Annotated in this window: 25 protein-coding genes and 2 tRNA genes; 20 read left to right on the forward strand and 7 right to left on the reverse strand. The window is 44.5% G+C overall.

What is annotated here, in order from left to right; translation table 11 throughout:
* Nucleotides 1-9 precede the first annotated feature (9 nt).
* Nucleotides 10-462 carry a dCMP deaminase family protein gene (locus A6E01_RS06270; RefSeq protein ID WP_017027238.1) on the reverse strand — a complete coding sequence of 151 codons (453 nt, stop codon included), beginning with the start codon at nucleotides 460-462 and terminating at the stop codon, nucleotides 10-12.
* 234 nt (nucleotides 463-696) lie between these two features.
* On the opposite strand from A6E01_RS06270, the gene A6E01_RS06275 reads away from it, so the two are divergent.
* Together A6E01_RS06275 and A6E01_RS06280 are read left to right on the forward strand one after the other, a co-directional pair.
* Nucleotides 697-1,119 carry an ATP-binding protein gene (locus A6E01_RS06275; protein WP_065209839.1) on the forward strand — a complete coding sequence of 141 codons (423 nt, stop codon included), beginning with the start codon at nucleotides 697-699 and terminating at the stop codon, nucleotides 1,117-1,119.
* Nucleotides 1,120-1,137: 18 nt separating this feature from the next.
* Complete coding sequence (locus tag A6E01_RS06280) at nucleotides 1,138-2,148, forward strand: adenosine deaminase (RefSeq protein WP_065209840.1); 1,011 nt, start codon at nucleotides 1,138-1,140, stop codon at nucleotides 2,146-2,148.
* Here the strand turns inward: A6E01_RS06280 and A6E01_RS06285 are convergent, their stop codons facing one another.
* Nucleotides 2,149-3,153 (reverse strand): helix-turn-helix transcriptional regulator, encoded by a 1,005-nt coding sequence (locus A6E01_RS06285; protein WP_065209841.1) that lies wholly within the window; start codon nucleotides 3,151-3,153, stop codon nucleotides 2,149-2,151. It abuts the gene before it with no gap.
* 109 nt (nucleotides 3,154-3,262) lie between these two features.
* On the opposite strand from A6E01_RS06285, the gene A6E01_RS06290 reads away from it, so the two are divergent.
* The 4 genes from A6E01_RS06290 to A6E01_RS06305 all read left to right on the forward strand — a co-directional run bounded on the left by A6E01_RS06290 (nucleotide 3,263) and on the right by A6E01_RS06305 (nucleotide 6,707).
* Nucleotides 3,263-3,613, forward strand: coding sequence for a hypothetical protein (locus tag A6E01_RS06290; protein WP_017027242.1), 351 nt, complete (start codon nucleotides 3,263-3,265; stop codon nucleotides 3,611-3,613).
* 12 nt (nucleotides 3,614-3,625) lie between these two features.
* On the forward strand, nucleotides 3,626-5,227 hold the full coding sequence (locus A6E01_RS06295; protein ID WP_065209842.1) for a DNA recombination protein RmuC: 1,602 nt from the start codon (nucleotides 3,626-3,628) through the stop codon (nucleotides 5,225-5,227).
* Nucleotides 5,228-5,324: 97 nt separating this feature from the next.
* Nucleotides 5,325-5,846 carry a single-stranded DNA-binding protein gene (gene ssb, locus A6E01_RS06300; protein WP_065209843.1) on the forward strand — a complete coding sequence of 174 codons (522 nt, stop codon included), beginning with the start codon at nucleotides 5,325-5,327 and terminating at the stop codon, nucleotides 5,844-5,846.
* A gap of 270 nt (nucleotides 5,847-6,116) precedes the next feature.
* Nucleotides 6,117-6,707 (forward strand): SH3 domain-containing protein, encoded by a 591-nt coding sequence (locus tag A6E01_RS06305; RefSeq protein ID WP_065209844.1) that lies wholly within the window; start codon nucleotides 6,117-6,119, stop codon nucleotides 6,705-6,707.
* 125 nt (nucleotides 6,708-6,832) lie between these two features.
* Here A6E01_RS06305 and A6E01_RS06310 read toward each other — a convergent pair whose 3' ends face one another.
* Nucleotides 6,833-7,909, reverse strand: a complete 1,077-nt coding sequence (locus A6E01_RS06310) for a threonine aldolase family protein (protein ID WP_065209845.1) — start codon at nucleotides 7,907-7,909, stop codon at nucleotides 6,833-6,835.
* A gap of 69 nt (nucleotides 7,910-7,978) precedes the next feature.
* Complete coding sequence (locus tag A6E01_RS06315; RefSeq protein ID WP_017027247.1) at nucleotides 7,979-8,203, reverse strand: SgrR family transcriptional regulator; 225 nt, start codon at nucleotides 8,201-8,203, stop codon at nucleotides 7,979-7,981.
* Between the two features lie 770 nt (nucleotides 8,204-8,973).
* Here A6E01_RS06315 and sbcD point away from each other — a divergent pair.
* From sbcD to A6E01_RS06340, 5 genes are all read left to right on the forward strand, one after another.
* Complete coding sequence (gene sbcD, locus A6E01_RS06320) at nucleotides 8,974-10,200, forward strand: exonuclease subunit SbcD (RefSeq protein WP_065209846.1); 1,227 nt, start codon at nucleotides 8,974-8,976, stop codon at nucleotides 10,198-10,200.
* Complete coding sequence (locus tag A6E01_RS06325) at nucleotides 10,200-13,874, forward strand: AAA family ATPase (RefSeq protein ID WP_065209847.1); 3,675 nt, start codon at nucleotides 10,200-10,202, stop codon at nucleotides 13,872-13,874. Before sbcD ends, A6E01_RS06325 begins: the two co-directional genes overlap by 1 nt.
* 108 nt (nucleotides 13,875-13,982) lie before the next feature.
* On the forward strand, nucleotides 13,983-14,177 hold the full coding sequence (locus tag A6E01_RS06330) for a hypothetical protein (RefSeq protein ID WP_017027250.1): 195 nt from the start codon (nucleotides 13,983-13,985) through the stop codon (nucleotides 14,175-14,177).
* Between the two features lie 26 nt (nucleotides 14,178-14,203).
* A complete protein-coding gene (locus tag A6E01_RS06335; RefSeq protein WP_017030677.1) occupies nucleotides 14,204-14,566 on the forward strand; it encodes an MmcQ/YjbR family DNA-binding protein in 363 nt (120 codons plus the stop codon).
* A 141-nt stretch (nucleotides 14,567-14,707) separates the two neighbouring features.
* Nucleotides 14,708-15,274: an acyl-CoA thioesterase gene (locus A6E01_RS06340; protein WP_065209848.1), complete on the forward strand. Its 567-nt coding sequence runs from the start codon at nucleotides 14,708-14,710 to the stop codon at nucleotides 15,272-15,274.
* A 55-nt stretch (nucleotides 15,275-15,329) separates the two neighbouring features.
* Here the strand turns inward: A6E01_RS06340 and A6E01_RS06345 are convergent, their stop codons facing one another.
* The 3 genes from A6E01_RS06345 to A6E01_RS06355 form a co-directional block, all read right to left on the reverse strand.
* Nucleotides 15,330-16,106, reverse strand: coding sequence for a hypothetical protein (locus tag A6E01_RS06345; RefSeq protein ID WP_065209849.1), 777 nt, complete (start codon nucleotides 16,104-16,106; stop codon nucleotides 15,330-15,332).
* Between the two features lie 264 nt (nucleotides 16,107-16,370).
* Nucleotides 16,371-16,447 (reverse strand) — tRNA-Val (locus A6E01_RS06350).
* 42 nt (nucleotides 16,448-16,489) lie between these two features.
* Nucleotides 16,490-16,566: transfer RNA gene (locus A6E01_RS06355), tRNA-Val, on the reverse strand.
* Nucleotides 16,567-16,812: 246 nt separating this feature from the next.
* Between A6E01_RS06355 and A6E01_RS06360 the strand changes: the two genes are divergently transcribed.
* The 9 genes from A6E01_RS06360 (at nucleotide 16,813) to A6E01_RS06400 (ending at nucleotide 24,415) form a co-directional block, all read left to right on the forward strand.
* Nucleotides 16,813-17,832, forward strand: a complete 1,020-nt coding sequence (locus A6E01_RS06360; RefSeq protein WP_065209850.1) for a helix-turn-helix domain-containing protein — start codon at nucleotides 16,813-16,815, stop codon at nucleotides 17,830-17,832.
* Between the two features lie 240 nt (nucleotides 17,833-18,072).
* Nucleotides 18,073-19,446: a metal-dependent hydrolase family protein gene (locus tag A6E01_RS06365; protein ID WP_065209851.1), complete on the forward strand. Its 1,374-nt coding sequence runs from the start codon at nucleotides 18,073-18,075 to the stop codon at nucleotides 19,444-19,446.
* Between the two features lie 96 nt (nucleotides 19,447-19,542).
* Nucleotides 19,543-20,223, forward strand: coding sequence for a DUF3299 domain-containing protein (locus tag A6E01_RS06370; RefSeq protein WP_017030673.1), 681 nt, complete (start codon nucleotides 19,543-19,545; stop codon nucleotides 20,221-20,223).
* Nucleotides 20,224-20,311: 88 nt separating this feature from the next.
* A complete protein-coding gene (locus A6E01_RS06375; protein WP_065209852.1) occupies nucleotides 20,312-21,565 on the forward strand; it encodes a carbohydrate porin in 1,254 nt (417 codons plus the stop codon).
* Nucleotides 21,566-21,703: 138 nt separating this feature from the next.
* On the forward strand, nucleotides 21,704-22,195 hold the full coding sequence (locus A6E01_RS06380) for a GNAT family N-acetyltransferase (RefSeq protein ID WP_065209853.1): 492 nt from the start codon (nucleotides 21,704-21,706) through the stop codon (nucleotides 22,193-22,195).
* Between the two features lie 86 nt (nucleotides 22,196-22,281).
* Entirely contained in the window at nucleotides 22,282-22,563 is a 282-nt protein-coding gene (locus A6E01_RS06385; protein ID WP_065209854.1) for a hypothetical protein, read from the forward strand.
* A gap of 101 nt (nucleotides 22,564-22,664) precedes the next feature.
* Nucleotides 22,665-23,132, forward strand: a complete 468-nt coding sequence (locus A6E01_RS06390; protein ID WP_065209855.1) for an OsmC family protein — start codon at nucleotides 22,665-22,667, stop codon at nucleotides 23,130-23,132.
* Nucleotides 23,133-23,190: 58 nt separating this feature from the next.
* Nucleotides 23,191-23,787 carry a glutathione S-transferase family protein gene (locus A6E01_RS06395; RefSeq protein ID WP_065209856.1) on the forward strand — a complete coding sequence of 199 codons (597 nt, stop codon included), beginning with the start codon at nucleotides 23,191-23,193 and terminating at the stop codon, nucleotides 23,785-23,787.
* 97 nt (nucleotides 23,788-23,884) lie between these two features.
* Nucleotides 23,885-24,415, forward strand: a complete 531-nt coding sequence (locus A6E01_RS06400) for a GNAT family N-acetyltransferase (RefSeq protein ID WP_065209857.1) — start codon at nucleotides 23,885-23,887, stop codon at nucleotides 24,413-24,415.
* Nucleotides 24,416-24,430 lie beyond the last annotated feature (15 nt).

A 24,430-nucleotide genomic window follows, 5' to 3' on the forward strand; every position in this document is an offset into this window, starting at 1 on the left:
TCCTATTCGTTAGTCTTCTGATTTGAGTTCGTTCAATGGCAGCCAATCAATGGTGACGCCGGCTTGATTAAACATGTCTTCACTGACCTTGATTTTGTCTCCCCAACGAGAGAGAAAATCCGGTTCTTGTTCTGGGCAGTGTACCGCAGAGATACCTGTTTGAATGATCTTCGCCGCACAGTTTGGACAAGGGAAGTGGGTTACCCAGATTTCACAGCCATCCAGATCACGTTTCGCGAACAAGATCGCGTTTTCTTCGGCATGCAAGGTTTTCAAATACTTCATATCACGCTCATCGGTCTCAGCGCTGTCGGTAATACCGTGGGGATATCCGTTAAAGCCAACTGACACAATACGGTTGTGTTTGGTAATGACAGCTCCAACTTGAGTAGAAGGGTCTTTACTCCAAGAACCCACCAGTTCAGACATCTGATAAAAGCGCTTTGCCCATTTCGTTAGCATGTTTAATTCCTTGATTTAACTAAGGGTATCAATAATTGATTGGTTTTAGCTTAACGGTTATTCCTTACAAGCCAAAACATTTTTATTCGATTAACCGTATCTGTTTGTAATTTATGCCAGATGTGGCTTGAACATGATTCTGCTAGGCTTATCGAGAATTTTGTCTATACAGTTGATCTATTGGTTTACTTGAACCAATAGTTAATCGTTGATTTCATAGGGTGATGTTTAAATTTGTTAATCCTTATTCGTGGCTTGCCTGGTTCGGGCAAGTCCACATTAGCTAAACAGCTAACACGAGCACATGAATTACTGCACTTAGAAGCGGATATGTACTTCACCGACGAGAACGATGAAAACTATCAATTTGATGCAAGCAAGCTTGGAGAGGCCCATCTATGGTGCCAAAAGCAAACACTAAAGAACCTCAAACAAGGCAACTCTGTTGTGGTTTCGAATACCTTCACTCAAGTATGGGAAATTAGACCTTATCAAAGAATGGCAAAACAGTGCTCAGTTGAGCTATACATATATGAATGTGAAGGGCAGTTTGCGAATGTTCACAATGTTCCGCTAGACAAGGTTGAAGCAATGCGCAAGCGCTGGGACGTCTTACCACGAGATCTAAAAAAGCGTCTAAAATCAATTGAGTACTAATGCACAAGGAGAGTGGTATTGCGACAGTTTATCGAAGGCCTACCTAAAGTAGAGCTTCATTTACATATCGAAGGGACGCTGGAACCAGAACTCATGTTCGAACTGGCGAGAAGAAACAACATTGAGATACCATTTTCTAACGCTGAGGAAGTTCACAAGGCTTATCAGTTTAACAATTTACAGTCTTTTCTTGATATCTATTATCGAGGGGCAAACGTACTGATCACAGAGCAAGATTTCTTTGATTTAACTTGGGCCTACTTACTAAGGTGTCACCAAGATAATGTGATGCATACTGAAATCTTTTTCGACCCCCAAACTCATACCAATAGAGGCGTATTGTTTGATACGGTTGTTAATGGTATCCATAGTGCTCTTATCAAAGCCCATGAAGACCTTGGTATCACTAGCCATTTAATTATGTGTTTTCTGCGTCATCTCGATGAGGACTCGGCGTTAGAAACACTTCAAAGCGCCTTGCCTCATAGGGATAAAATCATAGGAGTGGGTTTAGACTCTTCTGAATCGGGACATCCGCCTAAGAAGTTTCAAAAGGTTTTCCAGTTGGCATTAAAGGAGGGGTTTCTTACGGTTGCTCACGCTGGAGAAGAAGGGCCTTCAAGTAATATTCAAGATGCAATGACGATGCTCGGCGTGTCTCGTATTGACCATGGAATACGTTGTGTTGATGATCCCAAGCTTATTGAGACGCTACAAGTGCTGCAAATCCCATTGACTGTGTGTCCATTATCAAACGTCAAATTGAAGGTGTTCGATACCATGGAAGAGCACAACATCGTAGAGCTGCTGCATCAGGGACTGTGCGTGACCATTAACTCAGATGACCCTGCGTATTTTGGTGGCTATATGACAGATAACTTTCATCAAATCGCCCTGACTCATCCAGTGGAATCTAAAGAACTCGCTCAGTTTACCCGCAATGCCATCAAGGCAAGTTTTGCGAGCGAAGCTCGTAAGCAAGATCTATTACGACACTTAGAGGGCTACCTTGTCCAAGGGATCCACTGATTATTGATATTTACCAAGAGCCAAGGTTAGGTTACTGATGACCTTGTCTCTTATGTGCAAAGGCTCAATAACCTCAACTAGATTAGCGTTTTTCATTAACCACCACTCAAAGCCTAAACTATCACGTACTTTCGCTCGAATAGTGGTGTGCTCATCATCGGACTCTACAATGGATTGACACTCAGAAAGCTGCGTTTCTTCGATAAGGTGTAAGCCGTGATAGTTGTTGATTTTGAGCACGACTTCGGTGAATTGCCCCCCAGAGAAATGAGGCACATGCTCCTCAATATATTGCTTAGCACTAAAGTTTTGATGGGGCTTTAATACCGTAAAGCCGAGCGACATATCGGTGATCCTATGGATAGCAAAGGTGCGGTACTCTTGGCTGTTCTCTTTCACTGCCAGTAAATAAAAGCTGCGACCATGCAGAGCAATACCAAGAGGTTCGACACTGTACGGTTCGTCATGCAAACTGCCACGTTTTCGGTATTTCATTTTGAGTAGTCGCTTCTCTAATATTCCTTGCTCGATAGTGTCTATTAGAGCTTCATCAAAGCTTGGCGAGGTGAGTTGAAACTCGATGGGTGCATAGCTAAAGCGTTCCTTCCACAGTTCAATCCTTTTGTCTCTCTCTGCTTTACCTGTACTGATGAGGTTTGACACCTCTTTGCGCATGGTAGGTGGGAGCATTTCCAATACTTCGTGCTCAATAATTTGCAAAGAAAGGACGCTACTCATTGCCGCAGGATTGATAGGGTGCTGCTGGCCCTGAGAGATCTTTATCTGATGAGGACGTTTTTCAGTATCAATTTCGACAGAATAATAATCTGACGCCACCTTATTGATAACCCTTTGCACTGTCTTCATTTGGCTTTTGTCATCTAGGGTGGAGTCGATAAGATCCTTTGAAAGCAATATCTGGCGCAGTTCAAGACTGGTGACATAATCGGGATGGCAGGGAATATTTTGCAGAACGAGTTGATAGCGCTCAAACGTTTTGGACATTGCTTTACACCTTCTCATCAGATAACGTTGAATATTCTAGTTAAAGAGACAGTTTTTGTCTCTATATTGACCATAATTAGTAGTGTCATCGTTAATTGGAACAGAAAATATGCGATTTAACCTCGCAATGTGCATGATGGTATTGGCAACCTCATTCAGTGCATTTGCAGACAATACCTGCCGAACAGACTCTCTAGGCACAACGCGCTGCAGTGATGGCACCACTTATCGTACCGATTCATTGGGCACGGTAAGAGACAACAAAGGCAATACATGGCGCACTGACTCTTTGGGTACAGTAAGAGGTAGTGACGGAACCACTTACCGCACCGACTCGTTAGGGACGGTAAGGGACAATAAAGGTAATAGCTGGCGTACAGATTCTCTGGGAACAGTTAGGGGTAGCGACGGCACTACCTGTCGAAAAGACTCTCTTGGCACGGTTAGATGCACTAAATAACAAGGAATTATAATGACATTAACCTATGTGATTTTTGGCTTAGTGGTTCTGCTGACATCAGCAGTGGCGTATTGGGTCGCTCAGCGCCCTGTTGGGCAACTGAAGCTAGAGCTCGAGCTAGCTAATGCAGAATTGGCGAATCAGTCAGAGCTGGCGCAGAGTACGCAACAAAAGCTAGAACATGCGCAAGAAGATGTAAGCGACTTAGAAGTGCGCTGTGCTCAGCTAGGCTCTGAACTCCAATCTGTCCGAGTCTCTGAGCATACCTACCGAAAGCAGCTGAGCGAGAGAGAACACACCCTGCGTCAAACCTCTGAATTGCTTAGTGAAGCAAAGGTGGCGGAGAGTTCGGCAACGGCCAGTTTTAAAGCCAAACTCGAAGAGCTGCAGCTTGAAAACCAAAGAAGCCAGGCACTCAACGTTGAACTTCGTGATCTAAATGAAAAGTACTCCAATGCTATGGGTAAGATTGGAGAGCTTAACACTGAGATTGAGACCAAGCAGACCCATTACGATCAGCAAATTGCGTTACTTAAAGAGAGCAAGCAAGAACTGAGCAAGGAGTTTGAGCGTCTAGCGAATGAAATCTTAGAGCGTAAAGGTCAGGCATTTAAGCAGCTTAATACTGAAAGTATGAGCTCTATTTTAAATCCTATTCATCAAGAGCTACGAGGCTTTAAGAACAAGGTTGAGGATATCCATAGCAGGGAGACTGAGCAGCGAGTGCAATTGCGTACTGAACTGCAGAATCTGCAAAAACTTAACCGAGAGATCACTGACCAAGCGGATAAACTCACTACTGCGCTTAAAGGCGAGAAAAAAGTGCAGGGCAACTGGGGCGAGTTAATGCTTGAGAATGTTCTGGATAACTCCGGGCTTCGCCTAGGCACTGACTACAAGCGAGAAGTGAGCATCGATAGTGAAGAGGGACGCTTTAGACCCGATGCTATTGTTTATCTTCCGCAGAATAAGCACTTGGTTATTGATGCTAAGACCTCACTAAACGCCTATACGCGTTATGTGAATTCAGAAGATGTGAATGAGCGAGAAATCGCCCTGCGTGAACATGCCTCAGCGGTGCGCGATCGCATTAATGAGCTAGCAGCAAAAGAGTACAGCAAGCTGCCAGGTCTTAACTCGCCAGAAGTAGTGATCATGTTCATCCCTATCGAATCTGCGTATGTGGAAGCGTTAAAGGCGGACTCTAACTTGTTCCAATCGGCTCTGGAGAAAAACATTCTTGTGGCTACCCCAACAACGCTATTAACCAGTTTGAACATAGTCAGACAGCTGTGGCGATTTGAAGAGCAAAACAAGCATACGGCTGAGTTGGCCAACCGCGCAGAGAAGTTCTACACCAAACTCAATACCTTCTTAAACTCTATGGAAGGGGTAGGTAAGCAGTTGGATAAAGCCAAAGAAACCTATGACAGAGCACTAGGGCAATTGCATACGGGTAAGGGAAACCTTATTAAGCAAGCGTCAGAGTTTAAAGAGCTGGGCGTTGCAGTCACAAGAGAGTTGCCAGCTGAGTTAGTCGAGAAGGCGAACCTAGAGCTTGAGTATCACCATACAGCGCCTGAGCTGACCGTGATTGATCACAGCAATAGCTAAACGGCTAAAACCACAAACACTATACTTAAGGCAATTACTAATGAAGGCGATTGCCTTACATCTCCAAACGAGATAAACGAATAATAAAGGAAACACAATGGCATCACGCGGCGTAAACAAAGTCATCATCGTAGGAAATTTAGGCACTGATCCTGAACTGCGTCACTTCTCAAACGGCAATGCAGTCGCCAACTTTACGGTGGCAACATCTGAGACTTGGCAGGATAAAGCGACCGGTCAGCAGCGAGAAAAAACTGAGTGGCACCGCATCTCTGTCATGGGTAAGCTGGCTGAGATTGCGGGAAATCACCTGCGAAAGGGCTCTCAAGTGTATATTGAAGGGCAATTGCAAACCCGCAAGTGGCAGGATAAATCAGGCCAAGAGCGCTACACCACAGAAGTCGTCGTGCAAGGCTTCAACGGCACCATGCAAATGCTAGGTGGCCGTCAGCAGGGCGAGCAAAGCAGCCCAGGCAATCAATATGCTGGTGGTTCAAACCAAGGCAATCAGTTTAGTGGGGGCAATGCCCCTGCTAATGCACCGACTAACCCAGGTCAATCGGGCGCACCAGGTGGATTTACCCCAAGCCCTGATGACTATGATGATATTCCATTCTAGACCCTGCTTTTCAAGTTAGTCTGTTAACACTCAAAGACAAAAACAAAGCTCAACAGTGTGTTGGGCTTTTTTTTGTCCGTTTAATAGAGGCGATTATTTCACCATCTACTGTTAAGGACACTTGTAGTCGCCAATCTCGGTATCTTGACCTTACACGATGACAGTAACGTTTGTTACTGTCGTCAATTGATAAGAACAAGATAACCATCAGCTTTATACTGGGTAAATACTCCGTAAAGACTTTAAGTTGATGATAAGAGAGATGTAACTGTGTTTGACGAAGAACTTGAAGAAGAGTGTGGCAGTATTATTGGCGATATCTTGGTTGGCTTTGGTATCTTCTTTCTGGTGATCGGTATTTTTAAGCTGATCTTTGCTGCCATTGAAGCGTTTTTTATTCTGCTGAGTTTCTTGTTCAATTGCATACTGTGGGTGTTCTATAAAGCGAAGCTAATAGCGGTAAGAGGAACCGGCTACCAAGCGTCTGAGTCAAATGATGAAGAGCTCGCCAGTTATGGCGGTCGAAGCCCGTATGCTCATGGTCTAGCAGCCCTTGTGATGATAGTCGGTGGTTTATCTTTGTTTATGGGTAATGATGCGAGCAATGTGTCAGCAAATGAATCCTATCGAATGAATCGAGAAGTGGTTCAAACAGAGCCGGCTAAGTTACCCCTATTACAAGCAAAGGTGCTAGCGACTAAGCTCAATGCACGTAAAGAGCCACATACAAAAGGCAAGATTCTATATAAACTACAACGCAACCAGACCGTTGATGTCTATATGAAGCAGGACGGCTGGTGGTTGGTTGAAGTGAATGGCGTTAGGGCTTGGACAAGTGCCAAGTACCTGAGGGCTCAATAGACACTATTGCTCAACCGTACATTGGAAAATAAAAGAAAAACGCCCAATTTAATTCTACAAATTGGGCGTTTTTGTTTGAACTGAGATTTACTAGTTCTCAATTACTAACCTTTGCTAGCTCTTAATTATTGAGCTTTACTAGCTAGCCACTCAAAGATCGCAATCAAACGCGAATCATTAAGGTTGAACAGCGTATCACCCACATACCACTCAATCATAGATTGGTGTGGATTGCCGGTCACCTGAGGATTTCCCAGCCAAACGCCTTGCTCTTTGGCAAGCTGGTCTCTGATCTCAACGGCGGTTTCATAGTCGAAGGGTAAGATCAGGTGAAGCATGTTCGCCTGTGGCTCGACAGGGTTTAAAGTGAACTGCGGAAATGCCTCGAGCAACGAATAGATTTCTTTAGTGCGACGGTATAGCGCTGGCATTTGCTCTAAACGCTGCTCAAACTGCATCGCAGCTGAAACCACGTAGGGGGTTCTATGGTAAACATTGCCACCTTGGCGCTGCATCCATTTTCTAGCGAGAGCGATAAAGGATTCATCTCCCAGTAAGATTGAGCCACCGAGTCCGCCAAGTCCTTTATAAAGCGATACATAGGTAGTATCAAAACCCGCGGCTATCTCGTGGTATGGCTTGTCATAGAAAGCGGCAGACTCCCACAAGCGAGCGCCGTCCATATGCAGGTGTATGTTGTTTTCCTTGCAGTAGGCCTTGATGGCTTGTAGATCATCCCATGGCAGCAACTGACCACCAATCTCGCGCATAGGGAGTTCGTACAACACCGCTGACAGTTCATCAGGGCAAGAGGCGAGGTCATCGACCTTCCAAGGTCGGTAACGGTTGCCTAGATTAAGGACATTGAAGCGTTGCTGCAGCTGATAGTTTTGATTCTCATGGCGCAAGATATGACTGGTTTCATGCATCCCAACCAACTTGTTACGCTTTTGTCGGCAGACTAAATCCAGAACCGTTGGCTGAGTCAGTGTGCCTGTCATTACAAATAGGCCAGCCTGGTAACCGAGCAGTTTTGCTATTTTCGCCTCGAAGTTTTGGATCAAGTCACCTTCGCCATAGACGTCGTGCTGAATATCGTTGTTTTCACACCATGTTGCCATTTGAGAGAAAAGCTCGGCGGGGGTAGGCGTGTGATGGCTTGATAATATGAGATCACATTCAGCGCGTAGGTTGTTTGTCATGTTACCCTTCCTTTGGTTTTAATTATTCATGCTATAGGAGTTGTTAATTCACCTCAACTCTCTCTTTTATCAAACCAAATCTTTGCGATACTCATAATAGGATTTGATTGCACTGCTTAATACATAGTGGAAGGAGTGCACGATATGCAGCTGTGTTTTAATGCCTCTTCCTCTACCAGGTTGCCATTTTATCCAGCCTAGATCAGCAAGATTCTTCATTGTTTTTGCCACATTCCGAGTGGAGCAAGACATGACGCGAGCTAAGGTTTGAGTGTCTAATTTAGGAATGTTCATTGGAGCCGTACCTTTGTTTTCCCGCCCACAAAAGGAAAAGACCGAAGTGATAAACACTGTCGGTCTTTTTTGTAGAGGTTAACCAATAGGAGTTATACATAGAACTCGAAAATTTATTCAGAGACTGTAATTACTCTTTTTTCTGAGTCCAAGTGTGGAATGCATTGCGGTGTTGCTTTTGCTGCATTCTTTGCTTGTGTTTACATTGTCTTCCAATGCGAGTTCGTCTAGTGCGGGTTAGGCGGTTCATTTTATGTACTCAAAAGTGTGTTGCTGACCGTAAGTGCGATCAAAAAGGAGTGAACAATGTGTACAATAATTGCTCGCTTTTAAGTATGTACGCGAATGACGGATTTTTCCTGTTCAATTTTCATCACAGATCACAATAGGGCAAATCAGTCCTAAGCCGTCTTGGAATTAAATATTCGTTACAGGTACGATATAATGCCTAGCCCCTACAATACAGACACTATTTGTCGCTTTTTAACGATATGATAGAGACTAGATCTTCAACTACTGATTCATAACAAATAAAGGTGAATACTGTGTATACACAAGGCGATTTATGCCCGCATTGCGGAATACTTATCATGATGCCAACAGATTTGGAGCCAGTTTGCCTGTGTTGTGGTAAAACTATTAATGAAGACGAAGATGAGTAACCTACACGCGTCTTATTAAACGAATTTAACCCTATCTTTCATAGATATAGGGTATTGTGAAAAGTTCTATCTCTTTACTTTTAAAACGACTTTCCTACGTTGGTTTTGATGAAAATACTGCACACCTCTGACTGGCATTTGGGCCAGAATTTTTTTACTAAAAGCCGCTTAGCTGAACATCAGCAGTTTATTCAGTGGCTTTTAGGCACCGTCGAGTCCGAACAGGTCGACTGCGTCATCATCGCCGGTGACGTGTTTGATACTGGTACGCCTCCAAGCTACGCACGTGAGTTGTACAATCGCTTTGTTGTGGATATGCACAGATTAGGGTGCCAGCTTATCGTTCTTGGTGGCAACCACGATTCAGTCGCTATGCTCAATGAGTCAAAACAGCTTCTTAAGCAGCTTCATACTCAGGTGATAGCGAGCGTAGGTACAGAGATCTCAGAGCAAATACTAGAGATAACTAAGAGTAGCGGGGATGTTGGCGCTATCGTATGCGCCGTTCCTTTCATTAGGCCAAGAGATGTGCTTAAGAGCGTGTCTGGAGAATCGGGAAGTGAAAAACAAAAAGCGCTTGGCGAGGCGATAAAAGCCCATTACTCAACTCTTTATCAAAACGCTTTGCAGCTGCGTTCAAGTAAAGAGTTAGATGTGCCTATCCTTGCGACAGGGCACTTAACCGCGCTTGGGGTCACTACCTCAGAGTCAGTTCGAGATATCTATATTGGCACGTTAGACGGCTTTGCCGCTGATGGCTTCCCGCCAGCAGATTACATTGCCCTTGGGCATATTCACCGCCCGCAAAAGGTCGCTAAAAGTGATCATATTCGTTATAGCGGCTCACCTATCTATCTGAGTTTTGATGAGCTGAAATCCCAGAAACAAGTGGTGTTGGTGGAGTTTGCATCAAGCCATCTTGTGGGTATAGAGCCCGTTGCTATCCCTTCATTTCAGCCGATGTTTTCTTTAAAGGGCGATTTAGCTAGCTTGCAGCATCAACTGGATAGCATCAGCGTTGAAGAAGGGGCATCTGTGTGGGTGTCTATTGAAGTTGAGGTTCAAGACTACCTAACGGATCTTCAGCAAGCGGTACAAAAGATGATTGGTGACAGAGAGATTGAAGTGTTACAACTGCGCCGCTCTAGATCGCACAGAGAACGCACGTTAAATCAGGAGCAAGCCGAAACCTTGTCAGAACTTAGCCCAATAGAGGTGTTTAGTAAGCGATTAGCTGTTGAGGTCTTTGACAGCGAAGAAGACAAAGCCCGACAGCAGAGAATAACTACGCGCTTTAAGCAGATTGTCGAAGATGTTGAAGGGGAGAGGTCATAATGAAGATCCTTAACCTCACTTTCGAAAACCTAAACTCCCTCAAGGGTAAATGGCACATTGATTTCTCATCGCCTTCTTTTGTGGAAAGCGGTTTGTTTGCCATTACCGGTCCAACAGGAGCGGGTAAGACCACCATACTCGATGCCATCTGTTTGGCTATCTATCACGAAACCCCAAGACTGGGCGGGATCTCAACATCAAACAATGAAATCATGACTCGTGGCACAGCCAGTAGTAGTGCAGAAGTAGAGTTTGAGGTTAAGGGTAAGGCGTATCGTGCCCACTGGAGCATGCGCCGATCTCGCAACAAGGCGGATGGCAATCTGCAACCAGCGACGGTTGAGTTAGCCGAGGTAGAGTCTGGCACCATTATCGCCGACAAGGTTAAAACAAAGAATGAGCAGGTCAACGAGATAACGGGACTAGATTTTTCTCGCTTCACTAAATCCATGATGCTTTCTCAAGGCCAATTTGCCGCATTTCTAAATGCCAATGCCAACGATAGGGCTGAATTACTAGAAGAACTTACCGGCACCGAGATCTATGGTCTTATCTCAGAGCGCGTTCATCAGCACTACAGCGATGCAAAGGTTGCCTTGGGTCAGCTTAATGCACGCGCCGAGGGCGTTGCACTGCTGTCGCAAGAGCAACTTAAAGAGTTAAACGAACAACAAGTAGAGCTCACAGCATTAAGCTCAAGTCAGCAGTCACAGCAAACGTTATATCAATCACAGCTGAACTGGTGGGGGCAACAGCAGTCGCTAGAACAGAAAGTGACAACGCAACAAAGTAGCCTTGCTAATGCACAAGAAAAACATCACGCATTGCAACCCGACATTGAAAAACTGCAACGCAGTGCTCCAGCAGAAGGGATGCGTACCAGCTTTGAACTATGGGCCAACACCAAGTCTGAAAGCGAGCAATTAGAGACGCAAATTGCGGGTAAACAACAATCTATTGATGAACAAAACAAAGCCCTAGAGCCACTTCAAGAAGGCGTACATCAAAACCAGCAACGACTGAATCAAGCAGTGGAGCAACAAACTCAATTACGAGAGTTAATTCAGCAGCAGATCGTTCCGCTAGATACGCGCATTGCTGAGCAGAAAAAATCAGTGACAAAACAAACGACGGCAACTGAGGAATCGGTTCAGGCACAACAAGGTATAAACAAAAGAGAACTTGAGCTTTCAGCTGAGATAGAGTCCGCGCATAAAGGGATAACTGAAGGGAAAGTCTATTTAGACGCTCACGCTAAAGATGAATGCCTGCAAAGTGCCTTACCTTTGTGGATGCAGAGCTATAAGCAATATGCGCAATTGCTAACAAAGTCTAAGCAAGCAACGCAGTTGGTTACGTCTCTCAATAGTGAGCACAGTAAGGGCAAGCACACTCTAGATTCAACACAGCAAAAAGTGGAAGCGTCGAAGCGCGTTCTACTGGAAAAAACCAAGTTATTTTCTAGTACACAAGAGCAGTTAGAAGCAGCCCTTAAAGACGGCGACACGTCATCATTGCATGACCAACTGCAGGCTTTGCAAAGCAGCCACCCTGTTTATATAAGGCTGGAAAATGGCAATGATAAGCATGCTGAGAACGGTAAAGAATTACTTGAGATTACTCAGTTTATAGACCAGCAAACAGCCTTGATTGCGAAAAATCGTCAACAGGTCACTGAACTTCGCAGCAAGCAGGCACAACTTGAGCAAAGTGTAGCGGATATTAGGCAGCTTCTGGATCAAGAAAGTGAATTGGCGAAGTACAGAACGCAGTTAGATAACCATACGCCGTGCCCGCTGTGCGGATCTGCCGAACATCCTGTGTTGCAGTTCAGCGACAGTAGTGTTGATGTGACTAACTTGCTGACGAGGCAAACAGATACAAAGCATCAACTCACTCAAACAACGACAGAGCTAAAGGAGCAAGAAGCACAGTTAAATACGCAGCTTAGCCATCAGCAGCACGCTGAGAAAAGGCATCCAGCTCTGTTACGAGAAAAAGAGAAGATACAAGAACTGTGGGGCACGCTTACCGCATCACTTGGCTTAGTTTTAGAGCTAGGTGACAGCCAAGGTGTTGAGCGCCTGCTGAAGAAAAACGACGAACAGCAGAAGAAAATCAATGCTCAGCTTAAGCGTTTGGACAACCTTCAGAAAAATCGAGATGAAGCGAATAAGGCGCAGCAAGAGTGCCAAGCCTCTGTTTCACTATTGTCTGATAATCTAAATGCACAGTCGAACGCCCTTGCTCTTATCAACAGCAAACTGGAATCTGCGCAAAAGGAAGCCAAGCAATGGAGTGATGAGGCAAGCACTGTTTGGAGTGAATTGGCGGCAGAGGTCAAAGCGTCAGGATTTGATTTGCCAGAGGTCGATACTGAGCAGTGGTTTAACCAAAAGCGTGAAGACCTCACTCGCTGGCTAAAACTGACCACCGAAATACAGCAATCAGAGCAGCAGTTAGATAGATTGCGTACTCAAAGTCTCGCTTTGGAAGAGACGCTAGCTTCTGCAAACGCAAGGCTTGAACAAGAGCGCTCTCGCTTAAAAGAGATGCAATCAATCCTGCTAATTGATGAGAAACAGCGCCAAGGGTTATTTGCGGATAAATCGGTAACCGCTGAATCTGAAAGAATGCGCCAAGAGGTGGATGGGGCAGAAAAGCGCTATAAAATCGCTATAGAAAATAGAGATTTATGTAAGAGCACAATTGCCACGTTATCGGGCGAGTTAGCGTCAATGCACCAGCAGAAACAGCTTGTTGGTGATAAATTATTACAACACACCAAGGCATGGGAGAGCGAATTACAATCGAGCCCTTTCTCTTCCATTCATGAGTTCCAAGCAGCGTTACTGTCTAAACAAGAAAGAGATGCGCTCACTGCAAAGATTGAAGAGAGTAAACAGAATCTAGAGCATGCCAAAGCAACGCTTGCTAGCGCAAGTTCTGCATTGGTGGCACATAAGCAAGATGCAGACGAAAAAGGCTGGGAGTTGCAGCCTCAGGCAATCCTTGAACAAGAATTTGCCCTTATTAAGCAAGAGGCTGATCAGACGCTGAAACAGCAGGGCGAAATTACTCAGCAGATCGCCTCTGATCAAGCTAATCGTCAGCGCCTAAGCGGTTTGCTAGATGAAATAGAAAAGTTTGAGCAAGAGTACAATGATATCTCACACTTGAACTCACTGGTGGGCTCGGCAAAGGGAGATAAGTTTAGAAAGTTTGCTCAAGGTCTAACCCTAGAGAACTTGGTGTATCTTGCGAATAAGCATTTAGCGCGTTTTCATGGGCGATATGAACTGCAGCGTAAGTCTGATGATGGTCTTGCACTGCAGGTACTGGATACCTGGCAAGGAGATGCGGTGCGTGATACCAAGACCTTGTCCGGTGGTGAGAGTTTCTTGGTCAGCCTTGCATTAGCCTTGTCTCTGTCGGACTTGGTGAGCCATAAAACTAGTATTGACTCGCTATTTCTTGATGAAGGCTTTGGTACGCTTGATGCGGAAACCCTGGATATGGCACTCGATGCACTCGACAACTTGAATGCGTCGGGCAAGATGATCGGTGTTATTAGCCACGTAGAGGCGATGAAAGAGAGAATACCTTTGCAGATCAAGGTCTCGAAACGAAGTGGTCTTGGCGTCAGTGAACTTAGCCGAGAGTACGCCTTGTAAGCCTAAGTACATAACTAAACACAAACAGTCGCACCTATAGCGACTGTTTTTGTCTTGAATGTCGCTATTGTGGAACAAGATTTAAAATTGATTCTATAAGGGTTGGCGATGGTTAAGTGGGGCGTGGGTATAGCGGTTGTGTTGGCGTTGTTGAGCCACTGGGAATTGGCACTCATCGCGGTGATTTGCATCCCAATTGCTATGGTGGCTATCCCTACAATGATCATCACGGCAGGTGCTACTATTGGTGTGTTGTTGGCGAAAGGTCTGTTGATCTTATTGCTCATCTTGATCTTTGGCTAATCACTTTAAACGGTGTGGAGTGTGTGATGGACTACCAAGAGTTCAACCAATTTTGTAGCTCATTTAAGGCAACAGATCATGTTGTGCAATGGGGTAATGCCGACGTCTGGAAGGTAGGCGGCAAGGTGTTCGCTATTGGGGGATGGAGTAAAGACAAAACACCCGCATTCACGTTCAAAACCTCAGATCTAAATTTCCAGTTTTTAAGTGATCACGATGGATACATACCAGCCCCTTATTTTGCCAGCCGCGGAATGAAGTGGATCCAGCAGGTGGATAGCAGTGGCCACTTGGATGAAGAGCTAAGATATTATATCTCTGAATCTTATCGCTTGGTTGCTCTAGGTTTAAGTAAACGCAAGCGCGCAGAGTTTGGGATTGAGCTCTAGTCTTCTGAGCTCTAGACTTCTTCTCTCGACATCTCACTGTTACCACTTCAACATGCTTGTTACTGTCAAAGTGTACTAAACTCACTCATCTGACCACATTAAAGTTAATGTATCTACTAGTTCGGAAAAGGAGAGCCCAGCATGTACCCATTTTTTCGCCTTGCTAAGGTGTATTGGCAAGCACGAAAACAATCTTCATTAAAGATAAGTGATAAAACGACGACGTATTTTTCTTGTCGTCCATGGGATCTCGATATTTTCAACGAGCTTAATAATGGCCGTGTGTTAACCCTTTATGATCTCGGACGAACGGCGTTAGGCATTCGTTGTGGACTGATGACCGTGCTAGCAAACAAACGCTGGGCATTAGTGGTAGCAGGGAGTTCGGTACGCTATAGAAAGCGCATCCATATGTTCAACAAGATCACTATGCACACTCAATGTGTAGGCTTTGATGATAAATGGCTTTATGTGGAGCAATCCATGTGGGTAAAAGGGCAGCCATGCTCATCGGTACTGATACGAGCCGGAGTAACGTCTAAGAAGGGGATTGTAAGCCCTAATGAAGTATTAAATGCAATGGGCGAACCCAATCAATTTGGAGAGCTACCTCTTTGGGTTAATGAATGGGTAGATTCAGAGCAACATCGTCCATGGCCGCCATTGGATGGTGAAGTCGAGGCTGAACCACAAACCGAGCATGCGTGATTCAGACAGGAAGCTTCACATCAGAAGCTTCCTATCCTTTATTTAGCGATGTTCGTTAAAAATGCGCGGCCCATCCTAGCAAGAAGCCTTGTGACGCCGTGTCGTAGGCAAAGGTATCCCCATTGTCATAGTCTACCCAAGTGGATTTGTACGCTAGGTTTAAGTCCGACCAACCATTGATGGCATAACGCACTCCAGTTTGTATTGAGCTAGTAAAGTTGGTGTCTCCACTCAGTCCTATATCGCCATTAAAATAGACACTCCAGCTTTCGGTAAGAGGGGTAGTTAAGCGTGCGCCAATCAAATAATCCACCCAATCTTCTTCTAGGTTACTAGAGTCGTCAATGACACCGTTTTGAGAGCGAACCCGAGTATCGATGTCATTGTCCCACCAGCGAATACCCGCCATGTAGTCTACAAAGCCAAAGTCATACTGATAACGTTTGAAGACTTTGGCTTCTAAAACACCTTGTCGAATGTCCATGCTGCCACTAACAACATTGAAATCTTGCTGTAGCAAGGAATCAGTTTTGCCTGACAGTTTCATGAAGCTGTAGTCGATATAGAAGCCCCATGTATTCTTATACACACTTTCCCAATGACCCATCGCACCCATATCAATCTTGTCCATGATGAATTTTGGATCGACATCGACATCGGCAGAGAGGTTATTGATCTTGCTGTCGCCACGAATATTCAGAGCGAGGGCATATATCTCAATAGAATGTTGCCAGTTGGAGCTAGAGGTATCGGGATCGTTGGCAAAGGCATCGGATGAAAAGGCTAGCGCAAGTGACATAGCGAGTAATGAATGACAAGTAAGGTTTTTCATTGGGTCACGAATCCTTGTGTATGAAAAATCAAAGCAAATCTGTATACCGCTTGGGGTTGTACCCATACGGTCATGTTAATTCAGTATGGCACAATCTAATTAAATGAAAGGGTTAGGGGGATTATTGTTTGTGGGTTCTGTTTTAAGTCATTGGTGTGAGTCACCAATATTTGTCGACTCTAGGAATGAAGATGGTAGGGATAAGAGAAGTAGGATGTTCCAGTTACAACAAAGCCCGCTAAAAAGCGGGCTTTATCATAAATTTGGTGGGTCCGGGCGAATTCGAATCGCCGACCCCTACCATGTCAAGGTAGTACTCTAACCAACTGAGCTACGGACCCAAATTTTGTTGTTCAATACGATTGCAGGTTAATGCAAGAGGATGGTGGGTCCGGGCGAATTCGAATCGCCGACCCCTACCATGTCAAGGTAGTACTCTAACCAACTGAGCTACGGACCCATCTTCTTGAACGAGAGTGATGTTATCGATAAGCGGGGTAGGGTTCAAGCACAAATCTTAGGTTTGTGAACTGTTTGCCGTTTTTGTAATCGAACAAGGACTTTTTTGATTGAAATGCGATCAATGCCATTGGAATTCACTAAAGAAAATAAACGCGTCTTTTCAAAGAATAAACACTTAGGTATTTGAATTCTTTGTTGAATTTGCCATTCTCATACTAGTGACTGCAATTAACTAGGAAAGGGAATGACTCAGGCAGAACAGTCTATCAACCTTGTTCGAATAGAAGACGTTAAGTTTTTCGTCGATCTTTTGATGCAAATCGATGCGGATGCGTACCAAATTCTTCGTCAAGCCACCATCCCTAATGATATCAATAGTGACAATAGCTACGACTGTTTGCCCGAAAGTGCAATGTTAAATGCTCTTGAGGTGTTAGGTTCGCACTATAGCAAAGAAGAGCTAGGGGTCATTTTTTGGGAAGGGATCCGCAATAGTTATATGCCGACCTTTGTGTCGCAACTCTCCGAACATGACTCAGTGCTCGATGCCTGCCACGAACTGACTGAGCTTGTGAAAATCTCATCACCAAACTCAAAGGTGTATCCAACGTTTACCGCTGGATCTTGGTGGCTAGTAAGAGAAAAGCTCGGCCAAAAAGAATCTTGGTATGAAGACGCAGAGGTGTTTTCTGTGCTGTTTATGGTGGAATTCATTCGCTCTATTACTGAGGCGACGTGGAAACCTGAGCAGATCTCTTTAGTCAGTGATCATAGTGACCTCTATACCAGCTTACCCACTTTGCACAATGTTACGTTTATCCATCAGCGCTCTGCCACCGCTATCAAGATCCCTGAAGCGGTAATGGAGAGAGTACCGAGTTTTTATAAGAGCTCCAGTGTCTCGAACAGTGTAAAGCCAATTTTGTTCAGTGAGCCTACTTTCATGGATACCTTTAGGCTGGCTATCTCGCCTTACCTGTCTATGGGGAAACTTCCGGTAAAGCTTGCCGCTGAGATACTAAGAATGAATGTACGAACCTTACAGCGCCGTCTAGAAAAGGAAGGCTTAGTGTATAAGGCGCTCATTGAAGATATGACCTTTGAGCTGATAATAGAGGCAATGAAAACCTCTCAAGAATCTATTACCACCATTGCCAACCGATTTGGCTATTCGGATGCTGCTCATTTCACCCGCGCTTTTAAGCGTCGTTACAATCAAACTCCTAGAGCGTTCAGAAAGTCTCTTACAAACGAGCCTGAATAAATGGATTGTTTTAACTCATGTCATTAAATGGCAATTATTAAAAGTGGAAAGTCTTTAATATCACTCCTAAGTTATTGAGTGTTACAGAAATTAACTCTCGGATTTCAATCCTGAAGATGATGTAACTGTAGGAAAGCAAAAAAGACCTACCCAATGGCTTCATTGTTAGATGGATATAACGTCATTAAACCTGACGAATCACGATGGATACTGAGTTTGACGCTTTATAGGAAACAACAAATGAAAAACGTTTTGAAACTTTCAGCAGTTGCAATTTCATGTTCTCTGGCATTTTCTGCCTCAGCAGCAACGACCATTTTTAAGAACGTCGATATCTTTAACGGTACAGAAGACAAGTTGTATGAAGATCACCATGTAATGGTTGTCGACAACAAAATTGCTCAGATTTCGTCGAAAGAAATCACTGCCGAAGATGCGACAGTCATTGATGGCGAAGGCAAAACCCTTATGCCTGGTTTGATTGATGGTCACGCACACATCATGATCAACTACAACTTTGACCAAATTGAGAAGAATAAAGACCTTACAGACATCTCTATTAACTCAGTGACTGTAGCGGAGCGCTTTTTGCAAGATGGCTTTACTACGGTTCGTGATATGGGCGGCCCAGCATTTGGTCTAATGCGTGAGATTGAAGCGGGCAATGTAGCCGGTCCTCGTATTTACCCATCTGGCGGATTCATTTCGCAAACCTCTGGCCACGGTGATTTCCGAGACCGCTCTGATGCGGGCTTCTCTATTCAATCTGCGGGCGATATTTCAAACTTTGAGCGTATGGGCATTGGCGCAGTCGCTGATGGCGTACCTGAGGTGCAAAAAGCAACGCGTTTGAACCTGCGTAACGGCGCGACACAAATTAAGATCATGGCTGGTGGCGGCGGTTCATCACGCTTTGACCCAATCGATACCACGCAATACTCAGTTGAAGAGACGTGTGCCATTGTAGAAGCAGCAAAAGACTGGAACACCTATGTAGCAGCGCACGTATTTAACGACCGCTCTGTAAATCGTCTTCTCGATTGTGGCGTGAAAACCTTCGAGCATGGCTTCTTCATCAATGATGAGACTATGCAGCGTATTTCTAAGGAAGGCGGTTATGTAGTTCCGCAAATGTGGGGATTGTCACCAGACCTTGCGAAGAACCCATTGATGCCTAAAGATAAACTGCCTCTTATTGCTGAGCTACGTAAGAAGTACGGCACATTCGGCCAACGTCTTCTAGAGAACGATGTGAAGGTTGTATTTGCTTCTGACTATGTGGGTGTGAATTCGGATGCAGAACGTGCACGTCGTTATGAGATCTACTGGCGTGCTGAAGCCTTTGGTAGCAACTACGAAGTACTGAAGCAGATGACGTCTAATGCAGGTGAGATGCTGGCTATGTCAGGTCCTCGTGGTACGGCTAAAGGTAAGCTAGGTGTCATCGAGAAAGATGCAATCGCCGATATCATTCTTGTTGAGGGTAACCCTCTAGAAGACATGTCTGTGATTGGCGCGACTGACGCTTGGTTTGACGCGGACCCAGAGTACAAAGAGATTGAAACCATCAAGCTAGTTATGAAAGACGGTAAGATCTATCGCAACAAGCTGTAATCAATTCTGATTAGTTAACTATCTAGTATTCAATAACCAGTGTTTAGTATCTAGGCAGGGCAATATGTCCTGCCTCTTTTCTTAAGGTATCTGTAAATGAAGTTGTTAAAACGAATTCTGCTAGGAAGCGCATTGTTGTTCTCACTGAACCTATTAGCCAAGGATGTGGTAGCCCAGGAAATGGAACCAACATTATGGCAAGACTTGCTTCCTCAAGTAGAAACGGTTGAAGACCCGTTTGCAGCGCTAGATCCTAATCAGCTTTACGATTTGGGCACAATAGCCCGCTACCGTGATGCTCAGAAGGTAGAAGGGTTTACACCTTCTAAAGAATCACAACAAGAGATTGAAGCGTTAAAAGCGAATTTTGCCAAATCGAATATTGATGTCGATGAGTTATTTGTTCAGCGTGAAACGATCATGCAGCAACGTACTAAGCTTGCGACTCTACCTAATACAGAGCTACTTAATAAGGCTCATCGCATACCAGGCTTTATTACTCCTGTTGAAATGGAAGGCACAAAAGTGACTAAGTTCTTCTTAGTGCCTACTGCAGGTGCGTGTATTCATACGCCACCGCCACCACCTAATCAGATTGTATTGGTTGAATACCCGGAAGGCATTGAGCTAGTCAGTTTGCAAACACCAGTTTGGGTTGAAGGCGAGCTGTTTAATGAAGCTGCAAAAGCAAATGTGAACTACAGTGACGGCGCAAGCAATGTTGAGACGGTATATCAGATGTCAGCGCAGGAAGTCGAACTGTATCAAACCAACTAAGTTATTCGATTGATGGCGCATAAAGGGCGTCATTGAGTAACAAATACCACTAAAATACAAACAAATCATAAAGATATCAGGGTGTGACATGACATTGACTTCTCGACTTTCTAAATCTTGCCTAGCAATCGTAACGGCACTTGCGTCAGCATCAGCTTTTGCAGAAGGGGCAAACTTTGAAGGACCAGACTCAGTAGAAAACACCATTGCAGCGCAAAAGGGTGAGCAGAAACATTGGCGTGAAAACTTAGCTGATAAGGGCTTTACCTTTGGCGCTGACTATTTTGCTCTTGGACTGGCAAGTCCTAATGGTGCAACTGGCGATGATGTCAGTGCTTCATCGGGTGTTGCTCGTTTGTACGGACAGTGGAACCTTGTTGGCCGTGATAGTGGCAATACTGGTAGCTTAATTTGGAAAATCGAACATCGTCATGCGTATTCCGATTATGCACCTAAGGATTTTTCTGGAATTACGGGTTCTCCTTTTAATCCCGACACTTTGGGTTATATGGGGTTGATGTCTCCGGCATTTAGCGATCAAGGCTTTCGTGTTACTGACTTAAATTGGAAACAAAAGATCAACGGTGGTCGCGGTACTATCCAAATTGGTTGGCAGGATGTGACTAACTACGTCGATACTTATGCGTTAGCGAGTCCGTGGACAGGGTTTTCGAACCTAGCATTTTCTACCGGTTCTGGAGTGATGGGCTTACCTGATGACGGCATCTTAGCGCTATCTGGCGGCCATATGATAAGTGATAACTTTTATGTAGTCGCTGGTATCGCAGACGCCAATGGTGATTCTGGTGATATTTTTGAAGGCTTTAATACTGTTGGCGATGGTGAGTACTTCAAAACACTAGAATTTGGCTGGACAGCATCTCAAGATCAGATATTTACAGAAAACTTCCATATCACTTTATGGCAGATGGATGGAGGTACTCGTCACAACATAGACGCAGATGGTGATGATGGACAAGGTATCAATTTCTCGTACAGCACATTTGTAACACCGCAAATTATGCCATTTGTGCGTGGTGGTTTCTCAGAAGGTGGTGTCGCTCTTTATGACAAATCGATATCTGCAGGCTTTGGTTATTTTGCTTTGGGAGGCGCGAATAACAATTTGGGCTTTGCGCTTAACTGGAGTGAGATCAATGATGAATATTTCCTTGCCCCGTTAGCCAATAGTGATTCACAGGTAACCGCTGAGTTGTACTACAACATGCAATTTGGTGACCACTTCCAAGTCACCCCCGATATTCAGTTGATTGTCGATCCTGCATTTTCTACAGAAGACACCGCGCTAGTCGTTGGAGTACGTGGACGCATATTCTTCTAATACCGTTACTCGCTTCTAATTCCACAAAAGGGTCTTGATTCTATCAGGGCCCTTTTTCGATCTTGCTAAGCTAGCTTTACCTTTTCGATTTGTTATAGTGAAACAAATCAATAGCTTGATGGATAACAAGGAGAGTTGATGGAAGTCACAGTCAGACGTTCAGAGCCGCAGGATGCAAGAGCCGTCAAAGAGATTTATGAGTGTACCAATGCCTATATGGGTACACTGCAACTGCCTAACCCATCACTAACATTGTGGGAAGGGCGACTATCCACTGTTCCTGATCATGTCTTTTCCTATGTCGCGGTTGCAGATGATGAGATCGTTGGCAATATCGGCTTTGAAGTAGGTACAAACCCAAGGCGTCGACATGTGGGCTCATTTGGTATGGGCGTTAAGGATCATCACCAAGGAAAAGGTGTCGGGACGGCATTGCTCGCCACAGTGATCGACTTGGCCGATAACTGGCTTAACCTGAAACGCATAGAACTGACTGTATTTGTAGATAACGAATCAGCGATCAATTTGTATATGAAGCATGACTTTGTCATTGAAGGTGAGTCCCAAGCCTACGCATTTCGAGATGGGGAATATGTCTCGGTGTATCACATGGCGAGAATCAAAAGTTAGACCATTGCTGAGCTTGCAGTAATATAATCCTGCACAGTATTTAAACGCTATTTTCGGTTGAGTGTTCAGCCCTAACAGGAAGTCTTATGAATTTGGATAAAGCTAAGAAACGAATCGCGAAACAGGTTAAAAAAGGCTTCAACGGTCACCCAAAAATTACTTTAGCCTACTTTGGGCCCTCAAAAGACTATGCGACTGAAGTGTCAGTTCAGTTTACTTTGAGTGAAGGCGATAGTGCTCAGGAAGAACGCTTCGCTTGTGAAACAGAGATTAGAAACAATGAGTTAATTCAAACCACATTACTTAAAATCATTGAGAGAGCCAATGTGAATTCTGTCATTGAGGTTGAAGGCGTTACCGTTCTTTAGCCCAAGTAATTTGTCTCATTGTTTTCCAGTTCTATGTTTGTGGTCTTCATAAGCTAGGTTTAGCTTCGCGTTAACTATGTATTGAAATAACGGAGTATCAAATGTCAGAACATTCAGCAACCGTTAGATGGAAACGTGGTGAAACTGAAGCTTTCAGCGACAACAAGTACAGTCGAGGCCACACCTGGGAATTTGATGGCGGTGCATCTGTTTTGGCTTCAGCATCGCCTCATGTTGTTCCTCTACCGCTATCTGTTGAAGAAAACGTAGATCCAGAAGAAGCCTTTATCGCGGCTTTGTCCAGTTGTCATATGCTTGTCTTTCTATCGATTGCCGCAAAGAAAAAATACGTCATTGAAAGCTATACGGATAACGCAATAGGTACGCTAAGAGAAAATACCAAGGGCAAGATGGCCGTCACTCAAGTGGTACTCCGTCCTCAGGTAGTCTTTTCTGGTGAGCGTGTTCCGACAACAGAACAACTAGAAAAAATGCATCATCTGTCTCATGAGAATTGCTTTATTGCGAACTCGGTAGAAACAGAAGTAATCACGGAAATAATTACCTAAAGACTTTAAAACAACAAAAGCTTAATGGGCTTGGCCTAAAACCATACAAGGAGCGTTAATGGTTGTATATGGAGATCTGCAGTCTGGGAACTGTTTAAAGGTGAAATTGATTCTGTCATTCCTTGGCATAGAACATCAGTGGATTCACGTGAATATTCTAGAGAACGAAACTAAAACTCCTGAGTTTCTTTCTATCAACCCAAACGGGAAAATACCTGCTGTTGCCCTTGATGATGGACGCACTTTAAGCGAATCAAATGCTATCTTGGGCTACTTTGCCGAAGGCACTGATTTCCTCCCAACAGATAAATACCAAAAAGCCAAAGTTTATGAATGGCTGTTCTTTGAGCAGTATTCACACGAACCCTATATTGCGGTGGCTAGGTTTATTCAAAAGTACCAGGGAATGCCTGAAAATCGAATTGACGAGTTTAATTCTCTACAAGAAGGGGGCAACAAAGCGCTGGCTCTAATGGACAGCCAGTTGTCTCAATCAAACTTTCTGGTAGGTGCACAGCCAACAATCGCCGATATTGCTTTATATGCTTACACCCATGTTGCCAACGAAGGTGGGTTTAATTTATCAAACTATCCTCACATACAGCGCTGGATTGCGAATATTTCAGCAATAGATGGCTATGTGGACATGTCTTGATTGATGCGCACCCCCACCAAATATGGTGTAGCTAAATGCATTTGAGAATGTCATTTGTAAATCGAAAGATGATGCAATAACAAGGTAACCTTAAACAATGGAAACAACCCGACTGCGTTTAACTCCTCCTTCATTAGAGGATCAGCCGGCTATGCTGGTGGCCATTAAAGAAAGCGAGCAAGAGCTTAAGGAATTCTTACCTTGGGTCCCATTTGCGCTTTCACAGCCGGCGTCCATTGAAAACACCCAGCAGGCCATAGAAAACTTTGCAGGCTTCAAGGATGAGCTTCGTTACTCTCTAATAGAAAAAACATCGGGTAGGTTAATAGGCGCCATCGGCCTGATCATTCGCGATAAAGAGGTGCCTTTCTTTGAGATAGGCTATTGGCTGCGAAGCGATAGTGTCGGCAAGGGGTTTATCACCGAAGCGGTAACTAGGTTAGAAGCGTATGCCTTTGATGAGCTCAAGGCGAACCGCATAGAAATAAGAGCGGCCCAAAGTAACGTTAAAAGTAGGAATGTGGCCCAGCGCTGTGGTTATGAACTTGAGGCAACTTTGCGCAATGAACGACGACTGCCTTCAGGAAACCTCGATAACACACTAGTGTTCGTAAAGCCACGTAACTAGCGACTAGCGAGCCAG

It is taken from the genome of Vibrio breoganii (assembly GCF_001677275.1).
Taxonomy (GTDB): domain Bacteria; phylum Pseudomonadota; class Gammaproteobacteria; order Enterobacterales; family Vibrionaceae; genus Vibrio; species Vibrio breoganii.

Coding starts and splice junctions, on each gene's coding strand:
- A6E01_RS06325 (WP_065209847.1), top strand. CDS start 10,200: ATGAAGATCCTTAACCTCACTTTCGAAAACCTAAACTCCCTCAAGGGT.
- A6E01_RS06385 (WP_065209854.1), top strand. CDS start 22,282: ATGAATTTGGATAAAGCTAAGAAACGAATCGCGAAACAGGTTAAAAAA.
- A6E01_RS06345 (WP_065209849.1), bottom strand. CDS start 16,106: ATGAAAAACCTTACTTGTCATTCATTACTCGCTATGTCACTTGCGCTA.
- A6E01_RS06360 (WP_065209850.1), top strand. CDS start 16,813: ATGACTCAGGCAGAACAGTCTATCAACCTTGTTCGAATAGAAGACGTT.
- A6E01_RS06290 (WP_017027242.1), top strand. CDS start 3,263: ATGCGATTTAACCTCGCAATGTGCATGATGGTATTGGCAACCTCATTC.
- A6E01_RS06395 (WP_065209856.1), top strand. CDS start 23,191: ATGGTTGTATATGGAGATCTGCAGTCTGGGAACTGTTTAAAGGTGAAA.
- A6E01_RS06270 (WP_017027238.1), bottom strand. CDS start 462: ATGCTAACGAAATGGGCAAAGCGCTTTTATCAGATGTCTGAACTGGTG.
- ssb (WP_065209843.1), top strand. CDS start 5,325: ATGGCATCACGCGGCGTAAACAAAGTCATCATCGTAGGAAATTTAGGC.
- sbcD (WP_065209846.1), top strand. CDS start 8,974: ATGAAAATACTGCACACCTCTGACTGGCATTTGGGCCAGAATTTTTTT.
- A6E01_RS06310 (WP_065209845.1), bottom strand. CDS start 7,909: ATGACAAACAACCTACGCGCTGAATGTGATCTCATATTATCAAGCCAT.
- A6E01_RS06295 (WP_065209842.1), top strand. CDS start 3,626: ATGACATTAACCTATGTGATTTTTGGCTTAGTGGTTCTGCTGACATCA.
- A6E01_RS06330 (WP_017027250.1), top strand. CDS start 13,983: ATGGTTAAGTGGGGCGTGGGTATAGCGGTTGTGTTGGCGTTGTTGAGC.
- A6E01_RS06285 (WP_065209841.1), bottom strand. CDS start 3,153: ATGTCCAAAACGTTTGAGCGCTATCAACTCGTTCTGCAAAATATTCCC.
- A6E01_RS06380 (WP_065209853.1), top strand. CDS start 21,704: ATGGAAGTCACAGTCAGACGTTCAGAGCCGCAGGATGCAAGAGCCGTC.
- A6E01_RS06400 (WP_065209857.1), top strand. CDS start 23,885: ATGGAAACAACCCGACTGCGTTTAACTCCTCCTTCATTAGAGGATCAG.
- A6E01_RS06375 (WP_065209852.1), top strand. CDS start 20,312: ATGACATTGACTTCTCGACTTTCTAAATCTTGCCTAGCAATCGTAACG.
- A6E01_RS06335 (WP_017030677.1), top strand. CDS start 14,204: ATGGACTACCAAGAGTTCAACCAATTTTGTAGCTCATTTAAGGCAACA.
- A6E01_RS06340 (WP_065209848.1), top strand. CDS start 14,708: ATGTACCCATTTTTTCGCCTTGCTAAGGTGTATTGGCAAGCACGAAAA.
- A6E01_RS06390 (WP_065209855.1), top strand. CDS start 22,665: ATGTCAGAACATTCAGCAACCGTTAGATGGAAACGTGGTGAAACTGAA.
- A6E01_RS06315 (WP_017027247.1), bottom strand. CDS start 8,203: ATGAACATTCCTAAATTAGACACTCAAACCTTAGCTCGCGTCATGTCT.
- A6E01_RS06365 (WP_065209851.1), top strand. CDS start 18,073: ATGAAAAACGTTTTGAAACTTTCAGCAGTTGCAATTTCATGTTCTCTG.
- A6E01_RS06370 (WP_017030673.1), top strand. CDS start 19,543: ATGAAGTTGTTAAAACGAATTCTGCTAGGAAGCGCATTGTTGTTCTCA.